This is a genomic window from Vibrio brasiliensis LMG 20546, assembly GCF_000189255.1.
Classification (GTDB): domain Bacteria; phylum Pseudomonadota; class Gammaproteobacteria; order Enterobacterales; family Vibrionaceae; genus Vibrio; species Vibrio brasiliensis.
Genome location: NZ_AEVS01000005.1, coordinates 19,456 through 29,019 on the forward strand (window position 1 = coordinate 19,456; position 9,564 = coordinate 29,019).

Sequence of the window (9,564 nt, forward strand, 5' to 3'; positions counted from 1 at the left end):
AGGGACAAGGGTTCAGAGGTGAGCAAGGTCGAACGACTGGAAAGGTTCTAAAGCAAAGAGCCTTTCTAACAAAACAAATAACTAAAACAACTATACACAACGTCAAACAGCAGTAGGAAAAGGCGATGAGCTTAAAATTTACTGAAGCCAAACTCGAACAAGCCATCATTGAGTTATTGGATGAGCAAGGCTATCCGCATGTGGTGGGTGAGCAAGTTGCGCGTGAAGACAAAGAGCAAGTGCTGCTTCTCGATGACTTACGCACTTACCTTGCCAAACAATATCAAGCGGACGACATTACCGAAGGTGAGATTGACCAAATCGTACACCAGCTTAATCGCCTACCTGCCAGTGACTTGTACCATAGCAACAAAACGTTTTGTGGTTGGCTTGCTAATGGTTTTCTGCTTAAGCGTGAAGACCGCAGCAAAAAAGACCTCTATATCGAGTTAATCGACACCAAACATTTGGCGCAAGCGCTGCGCTTAATGTTTGTGCCTCTTCTTGAAGACAAAACCAAATCAGCAGAGAGAAAAGTCGCGGAAGGCGATGGCACTTATCTAGAACATAAAGACCAAAACATCTACAAAATCGTCAATCAACTGCACATTGAAAACGGTGATGAAGAGCGAATACCTGATGGCGTTCTCTACATTAATGGTTTACCGCTAGTTTTGTTTGAGTTCAAAAGCGCAGTACGTGAAGAACAAGCGACCATCTATGATGCGTGGGAGCAAATCCACATTCGTTATAAGCGCGCCATCCCTAAACTGTTTGTGTTTAACGCGCTTACTATCATCAGCGACGGCGTAAACAACAAAATGGGTAACGCCTTTGCCCCTTATGACTTCTACTATGCTTGGCGCAAGGTGACTGGCAACGAGTCCACAGAGAAACAAGGTATCAATTCGCTCTATACCATGATAGCGGGTTTGTTTGATAAAACTCGGTTGTTAGACGTGTTGAAAAACTTCATCTTCTTCCCTGATACATCGAAGAAAGAAGTGAAAGTGTGTTGTCGTTATCCTCAGTACTACGCAGCTCGTAAGCTTTACTACAACATCGACAAAGAGCGGAAGCCATGGGGTAGCGGCAAAGGTGGTACTTACTTTGGCGCAACGGGCTGTGGTAAAAGCTTTACCATGCAGTTCTTATCACGGCTATTGATGAAAAGTGTCGATTTTGAAAGCCCAACCCTTGTTCTTATTACTGACCGTACCGACCTAGATGATCAGCTATCAGAACAGTTCTGCAATGCCAGTGATTATATCGGCGACGAGATGGTGGTTTCTGTAACTAGCCGACAAGACCTCCGTGACAAATTACAAGGAATAAAAAGCGGTGGTGTGTTCCTCACGACCATCCACAAGTTCACTGAAGACATAGAAGTGCTTTCTAACCGTACCAACATCATTTGTATCTCGGATGAGGCGCACCGCTCTCAAGTCAATCTCGACAAAAAGGTCACTCTGCAATACAAAGACGGCGTCGCTGTCGATGTAAAAGAGAGCTATGGCTTTGCTAAGTATCTTCATGATTCATTACCTAGTGCAACGTATGTTGGCTTTACCGGCACGCCTATTGATGCAACGTTAGATGTATTCGGTAAACCTGTAGACAGCTACACGATGGCTGAGTCTGTAAATGATGAAATCACGGTACGAATTGTTTACGAGGGACGTGCCGCAAAAGTTATTCTCGATAATAGTAAGCTGCAAGAAGTCGAGAAATACTACGAGGAATGTGCTGAGGCAGGCGCCAGTGAGCATCAGATTGAAGAGAGCAAAAAAGCTTCTGCCAACATGAATGCCATCTTAGGTGATGAAGACCGCTTGGAAGCATTAGCCAAAGACTTTGTGGTTCACTATGAAGAGCGTGTTTCTGAGGGTTCAACGGTTAAAGGCAAGGCGATGTTTGTCTGCGCCAGCCGTGAAATTGCCTACGACTTTTACAAACTAGTGAAGCGACTTCGCCCTGAGTGGTTCGAAATTAAAAAGTGCCTAGAAGGTGAAACCTTAACTGAACAAGAAGCTAAAGAGATCCTGCCTTTGGCAATGGTACAAATGGTGATGACTCGTGGCAGTAACGATGAAGACGAGCTTTACAAGTTGCTCGGAACCAAAGATTACCGCAAGTCGCTAGATGCTCAGTTTAAGAGTCCGAAATCTAACTTTAAGATCGCGATAGTCGTGGATATGTGGCTAACGGGTTTTGATGTACCAGAGCTCGACACCATCTATATCGATAAACCACTACAGAAGCACAACCTGATTCAAACTATCTCACGTGTAAACCGTAAGTTTGAAGGCAAAGACAAAGGTTTGGTCGTTGACTATATCGGTATTAAGTCTCGAATGAACCAAGCACTTGCGATGTACTCAAAGGCCGATGAAAGTAATTTTGAGGATGTACAACTCTCGGTAGTAGAGGTTAAGAATCACCTCGATCTGCTGGGTAAGATGTTCCATCACTTTGACCGTTCCGGATACTTTAGTGGCGAACCTCGATTGCAGCTTGAGTGCTTAAATCTTGCCGCAGAGTTTGTCTTGGTAAACAAGAAGAATGAACACCGCTTCATGGGCTTAGTGAAGCGTTTAAAAGCGGCTTATGACGTATGTTGTGGTAGTGAGTCGCTTTCTAAGCAAGAGCGCGACTTGATTCATTTCTACATTGCTGTCCGGTCAATCATTTACAAGCTGACCAAAGGAGATGCGCCAGACACGGCACAAATGAACAAGCATGTTCGCGAATTAGTGGCAGAAGCGCTGCGTGCTGAAGGCGTAGAAGAAATCTTCACTATCGGTGAAGAGCAAGCAGAATCCATCGATATCTTCGATGACGAGTACATGGAGCGAGTTCTAAAGCTTAAACTGCCTCATACCAAAATCCAGTTGCTACAAAAGCTGCTAGGCAAAGCCATTAGTGACTTTAAAAAGGTAAACCAGCTCAAAGGTGTCGACTTCTCCAAGCGCTTACAATCGCTGGTGGACCAATACAACGAGCGACGTGAAGGTAACGAACTGCGAGGTGAAGAGTTCGAACCATTCGTGGATGAGATGTTTGACGGCATTATCAAAGAGATGACGTCTCTAATGAGCGAGATGGTAACTGAGCTCACGTCATTCGAGGACCTCGGTATCGATATGGAAGAGAAAGCTTTCCTCGATATCTTGGAGCACATGCGCACCAAGTATGAATTTGAATACGAAGACGACAAGATGCTAGAGCTCGCCAAAGAGATGAAAGTGATTGTCGATGACGTTGCCCAATACCCAGATTGGGCAGGGCGGGATGATATCAAAGCCAAGCTTAAGGTAGACCTGATTCTACTTCTGCACAAGTTTGGCTTCCCGCCAATCGCAAATGATGATGTTTATAAAGGCGTGCTAGAGCAGGCTGAGAATTATAAGAAAGGTACAAGTTAATGAGCAGTGATAGTTCACTATTAATCGAACAGATCAATAAATACAAAGGTAAAATCGAAGGTGTCGAGAGTAAAAACTATAAGAAACACGTGGCGACTAGGAGAATGTCGTTAGTGGCCTTAGTTGGATTCTTTATTAGCTTTTCTGCTTTGACTCTTAACAAGCTTTATAGTGATAGCTTTTTATCCGACGAATGTTTATTGATCAGGTTACTAGAAAATAATTTAGTTATTACGAGTAATGTGTCTACGTTGATTGTGATCACGATACCAACCGCGTTGTACCTAATCGTATTTTGGTTGTATGAAAGTACACAGAACAAACCTAGAAACGAGTGTAACCTAACGTTTTTCATGGGTTTACTCATCGTTTTCCTATTGGTTTCAGTCGTTTTTTCTTCACCGTCTTTTTTCATGGCCATGTGTACTGCTGGTGTGACCTTATTCGTTTTGTCTTACGGCTCGAATCGATACTTTGGTTATACCAGGGCTTGGGTTAGAAACCGTGCTGTTCGTTTTCATATTGAGAGACTGTTGTCAGAACACCAGTTAAACGTCTCAGGTAAAGCTCCGTTCATGGTGGAAATTGAAGAACAGGCGCTGCAAAAGAAGTTCTACGCGTTAGTAGAGAAGAATATTGAACAACAGCAAAAAGATATTGTTGGTGACCATTTGTCAGTTGGTGATGCAACATTAAGTTGGATTAAAGGTTTAAAGAAGTAGGTTAGTTATGGTTTATAGGTTAGACATTTCAAGAGAAGAGTATCGTGATGACTATGTGAGTCAAGCTAACGATGGTGAGTTATGGCAAGTATATGCCAAAGATCAATTGGTAGAGAATTTACGTACGATATTAGCTGATGCTGAAAGCTATAAGAGTTTGCGTAAGCATGATAATAATAAAACATGGCTTTCTCACAATGCGGTTTTAGTGACTAGTCCTAGGGGGTCGGGCAAGACGGTTTTCTTACGTAACAGTGAGAATATGTGGAAAAACTCTGAACAAGGTAAAGCGAAGCAAGATAGCTTGTTTTTCTTAGATGTCATTGACCCTACAATGCTGATGGATAATGATTCATTTGCCAACGTAATTATCGCTCAAATATATCAAGCTGTTAGTGATAAATTTAATCGGCAGGCCAATATTTCGTCAAAAAAGCGAGATGCTTTTCATCATAGTCTTAAGAAGCTTGCAGACTCAATGGGAAAAACATCAGAATTTAATGGCTCCATTGGTATTGATAAGATACTCAACTACAGCTCAGGAATTCAAGTGGAAAACAATTTTCATCACTTTGTTGAATCTGCAATTGAGGTGCTTGGTTGTTCAGCTATCGTTGTATTAATTGATGACGTTGACATGGCATTAGATAATGCCTTTGAGGTTGTTGATGAAGTACGTAGATATTTAGGCTGCCCTTATATTATCCCTATAGTTAGTGGTGATTTGAAGCTATATGAACATATGACCCAAACTCACTTTGATGAAAGCTCCTATGATAATCGTTGCCAAGATGATAGGTTGATTTCCGATGGTAAACAGTTGAGTTCTGATCTAACAGCTGCGTACTTAACAAAAGTATTCCCTAGTCATACTAGAATCTCTCTTTTTTCAATAGAAAAGCTGCTTTCTAAAATGACGATTACTGAATCTGAAAAGAGAAATAATGAGGTTCTTACTGAAATTTCTTACTCAGACTATCGAGAGGAATTATTCGATAAATTTAATTACTTATGTCATAACCGAGACGCTAGGAAAGGGTTGTTTCAGCCGAAGTCTGCTAGAGGATTAACTCAACTTGTACGCACTATTAGACCGTCGGATTTGGTGGGAGTAAAAGATAATACATTAGAACTACATATAAAATATCGAGGATGGGCTTCGCAGGAAAAGGATGGTATAGCATTTACCAATGCAGAATCGATTATTTCTATGATTCATGATGAAGATAAAGATTTTGATATACAGCGTTTGTTGGCATTTAATATCAAAGAGCAGTCGGATCTTGTTATCTATCCATGGGCGAAGTATGAGGTATATAAAAGCCAAGTTCAAGCTTTAGAGACACTCCCATTAAATGGTGGTAATGAAAGTAAAAAACATGGAGTCTTTTGAAGACTTTTTTTAGTAATCAATCCAGAATATTAAAACCAATGCCACCGTTAGAGTTTTTGGTTTCTAGTTTGTTTATTAGTAAGGGGATAGGGAAGAAAGATATTAAAAAAAGCATATGGATCCCCCAAGGAAAGTACCCTAAACATACATATGAAACTGATGGTGTTTTAAATGATGAAAAAGGAATTTATGATTTTGTAAATATTGACTATTCAGTGGAGGGGGCATTATTAGATATCTATACTGAAGGTGAATTGTATTCCACGTTAAATAATACTAAAAGATTTGTTCTATTTAGTCGGGCATTTGAGCTTTTAATTTACTCATTTTTTATTGATGAGAGTGACTTGTCCTTTGATGTTATAGATAAAATAATAAGGAAGAAGCCGTTTTATAGTATTATAAATCTTGCGGAAACTAAGATTTCAATCGAAGGTGATAAAGAGGAAGTTAAGGACGAGCATGATAAAGGTTGGACGTCTGTAGCTTTGTTTGGTGAAATTATAAAATGGAGAAGGGATAACGCGGAAATAATAGATGGATTTGACTCGGTAAGTTTGATTCCTATATTTAGTTATGTGTTTAACAGTGTTTTTACTGCGATGAATGTTATCAAGGCAAATTATTCAAGTGCTAGTAATGATAGCTATAAAGACGAACACTTGTCTGATATGGTTTTGAGATTTAAATATAATCTGTTAAATGCAGTCCTGAGGTCAGGGATATATGGCGAGGCGGTCTATGCTAATGCATTAATTAGTGCCAAGTCAGAGACTGTTAGAAACCCTTTTGAAATATCAAGTAAAGACAAAACATATACGCGTAATATGAGTATTGTAAATCAAGAGAGAAAAAGACTTAAAAATACTAAACCTGAACAAGCAAAAAGGCTAAAAGATGTTTTAAATTTGCATGATGCAATTGAAAAACATCCTATATTTTCAATTTTAATAACCAATGAAAAAATTTATAGTCCTTTACTAAGGCTTGGAAAGGCATCTGCGAGCAAAAGTGATAAACAAGTAAGCAATACTCAAGCGTTAATTTCTTTGATTGGTTCCGCGGAAAAAGAGGCAAGTATTCTTCTTCAAGAAATTAGAGTTAAGATAAGTAGCCAGGACGCAATTAGAAAAGACTTGAAAGCTAAATCAGCCAGCTCTCATGTAAAGAATGCAATTGCCACTGTCAAAGCAGCTTTACCGCTAAATTTTGAGGCGACTACTGAGTTTGAAAATTTGAATGCTAGATGTCGTAATCTTCTTAAAGTTATAAATCGAGATGATCTCTAATATGTTGAAGATTAGTGATTCTACAGCTGTTTATGCTGCTTTTCTGTCATCAGATAGATTGGTGCGGGATGCAAAAGGCAGAACTCGAGATCGGAGTGGTGCTAATAATTCTTTGATGCAGGCTGTGATGGATTATGAGCCATATATCCAGCGTAAGCTACGCCATGACGATGTATACGCAATGCTAGAAACCCACGGTCTAAGTGGTTTTAGCGATGATTCACTAGATGAGTGCTTCTCTGAAGTTCTATCGACTATCGTTGGTGAGTATTTGCAGTGGCAAGGTAACTGCTTTGAAGTGAAGCCAGAAATGCTTTCTAGCTGGTTAGAGCTATTAAGCGTATTGGATAGTAGCTGGATAATCGCGCAAGCATACAAAGAGTTAGCGGAAAATTACCAGTTTAACGTGCATGAAATTTCACATTGTATTGAAGAATATCAATGCCCTTTTGCCTTACCATTGAATTCTACTCAAGCCAAGTTCGCTGATAATCATGTTCATCTTGGTGGCCATGGGATGCTCACGCCGTCTTTATTGAGCTTTTGTCTATATGGCGAGTCGATCGATGATAAGTTTCACTGGCCAAAAAGAGTTGAATACTCTCTTGTTGAGAGTGGCGTGTTTACCAAATTTGAGTTAGTTGGTGCTTGTAAGCTGAATGCAGAGTGTGTCGGTTATAGCATTTTTAGTGAGAGTAAGTTGGATAATCAAAAGTTTAACTTTGAAGTTCTCTCGGCAACTAAACGAGATACGATTGATAATCCTGCCCAACTCTTACTTATTAGATCGGCTAAAACAGAACTATCATCGATGAAGAGGTGGTTGCTATATACAACGGCTATACTACTCGGTTCAGTCGATAAAATGGCGGTGCTCAATTTAATTCGCTTATGTAACATTCTTCGAAATTATATGGTGGTATCTGGGGTCGGGTTAAGTGAATTTGTTACAACATCCAGATTCAGAATGAGAGATACACGGGCAGTACAGCAGCAGAATTCTATTATTGATGGCTTGGAATTCGATATAGAGGATAATACTGCTAGAGAGTTTAGGGTTACACCAAATGCAATATTAGCAGGAAAAGGGGATTCGCTTGACCCTAAGCAATTTGCTGAAGGCCTAAAACATCTGTATCTAAACTCTATTTCTGAAAATAGCCACTTTGTTCTCCATTTTACGCGTAGCGGTAAACGCAGCGATAAGCTACAACAAAAAAAGAGAAATACCCTTATTAAGCAAGTTGAGTATTTACAAGATTTCTCTCAGTCCATTACGTTCTCTGAACACGATATTGTTCAGTCTAGCTCGTTGAAATCCAAGTTGGTGGCTGGATTAGATTTACGTAAGGCTGTGCGAGGATATGATGTTGCGGGTAATGAAAATGAACTACCTATTGAAGTGTTTGCTCCGGCTTTGAGGGTATTACGTGAGAGTCGATATCCAACCAAAGGGATAAAGTTTAATCGCATTTTTAAGCCATTTTTGACCGTGCACGCTGGAGAAGATTACAGTCATCTAATTTCTGGAATGCGAGCTATCGATGAAAGTGTAGTGTTCTGTAATTTTGGTTCTGGTGATCGGATTGGGCATGGTCTTGCCCTTGGTATTTTGCCAATAAGTTGGGCAAAGAAGCAAGAGACGGCCTATATATCGGTTGGTGAGCACTTAGATAACCTAGTGTGGAGTTATCAAAAGGCGCTGCTTGTCGTTCAATCCGTACCAGATATGGTCGGAATTCTTCAATTACTAGCCGATAAAATCTCATTTTGGTGTGAGTACCTTTATCAGGAGTCTCATTCCCCAAAGCGCTTATATGACGCATGGAGATTGAGACGCAACTGTCCAGTTAAAGTTGCCAGTTATTATGCGACGTACGGTAAAGATTCAGTGGTACCTCAGCATGATTCTGCTTTTAGAGGGTGGATCGTTGATTTTAGGGACGACTATGATACTTATAAAAAGGCTAAACACGTAGATTTGTGGAAGAAGTACCTTTACGCACAACGTGACGAACTGTTTTTCAAACGCCGAGAGAAAATTGTAACAATCACTTGCTCTAGTAGTAATCGAGGTGGAGCCTTTGGCATTGAAAAGAATTTGGCCTTTGATTCCATTTCATCTGTTGAACTTGATCTTTATGAAGCTATTCAAGATTTGTGCATTGAATCTTATGCAGATAAAGGAGTTATTCTTGAAGCCTGTCCAACCTCTAATATCTATATTGGGCGTTTCAAACATTATCATGAACATCCAATTTACCGTTGGCATCCACCAGAAGAAGCCTGGCTAGAGAAGGGCGGTAAGTTCAATAAGTATGGCTTGCGTAATGGCTCTGTCCCTGTGTGTATCAACACCGATGATAGCGCTTTGATGCCTACGACTATTCGCAACGAGTATCGAGTAGTGAAAGAAGCTGCAATTTGTCATTTTGGTGTTGGCGTTAATAAGGCAGAAGACTGGATTGACCGTATTCGCCAAAAGGGGGTTGAAGTATTTGAAGAGAACCACTTAAATTGGGTCAACTAGGCAATGATTAACATTTATTATTACAATGCAGTTCTTGGTGCAATTTGGTGTAAACCGACCTAAACCAGCCAAAAACGCAAAGAACCAGAGCGAATGAAATCAGCGGTTTAATGGTCTATAATATCAGAGTAAACCGTGCTATGAGGTTTCAAAATCCGTTGCCTTCGGGCGTGGCGGTTCAAGTCCGCCCACCGGTACCATACAT

5 protein-coding genes are annotated in these 9,564 nt (G+C 40.3%); all 5 read left to right on the forward strand.

Features of this window, described 5'->3' with window-relative positions; all coding sequences use genetic code 11:
* The first annotated feature begins 125 nt into the window (after positions 1 to 125).
* From RH46_RS00685 to rdrB, 5 genes are read left to right on the forward strand one after another with little or no spacing between them, the layout of a single operon-like run.
* Positions 126 to 3,425, forward strand: coding sequence for a type I restriction endonuclease subunit R (locus tag RH46_RS00685; RefSeq protein WP_006877461.1), 3,300 nt, complete (start codon positions 126 to 128; stop codon positions 3,423 to 3,425).
* Entirely contained in the window at positions 3,425 to 4,147 is a 723-nt protein-coding gene (locus tag RH46_RS00690) for a hypothetical protein (RefSeq protein ID WP_006877462.1), read from the forward strand. Before RH46_RS00685 ends, RH46_RS00690 begins: the two co-directional genes overlap by 1 nt.
* Positions 4,148 to 4,154: 7 nt before the next feature.
* On the forward strand, positions 4,155 to 5,540 hold the full coding sequence (locus tag RH46_RS00695) for a P-loop NTPase fold protein (RefSeq protein WP_040894753.1): 1,386 nt from the start codon (positions 4,155 to 4,157) through the stop codon (positions 5,538 to 5,540).
* Positions 5,537 to 6,829, forward strand: coding sequence for a hypothetical protein (locus RH46_RS00700; RefSeq protein ID WP_040894756.1), 1,293 nt, complete (start codon positions 5,537 to 5,539; stop codon positions 6,827 to 6,829). Before RH46_RS00695 ends, RH46_RS00700 begins: the two co-directional genes overlap by 4 nt.
* Before the next feature lies 1 nt (position 6,830).
* A complete protein-coding gene (gene rdrB, locus RH46_RS00705; protein ID WP_071985891.1) occupies positions 6,831 to 9,359 on the forward strand; it encodes an antiviral RADAR system adenosine deaminase RdrB in 2,529 nt (842 codons plus the stop codon).
* The last annotated feature ends 205 nt before the right edge of the window (positions 9,360 to 9,564 follow it).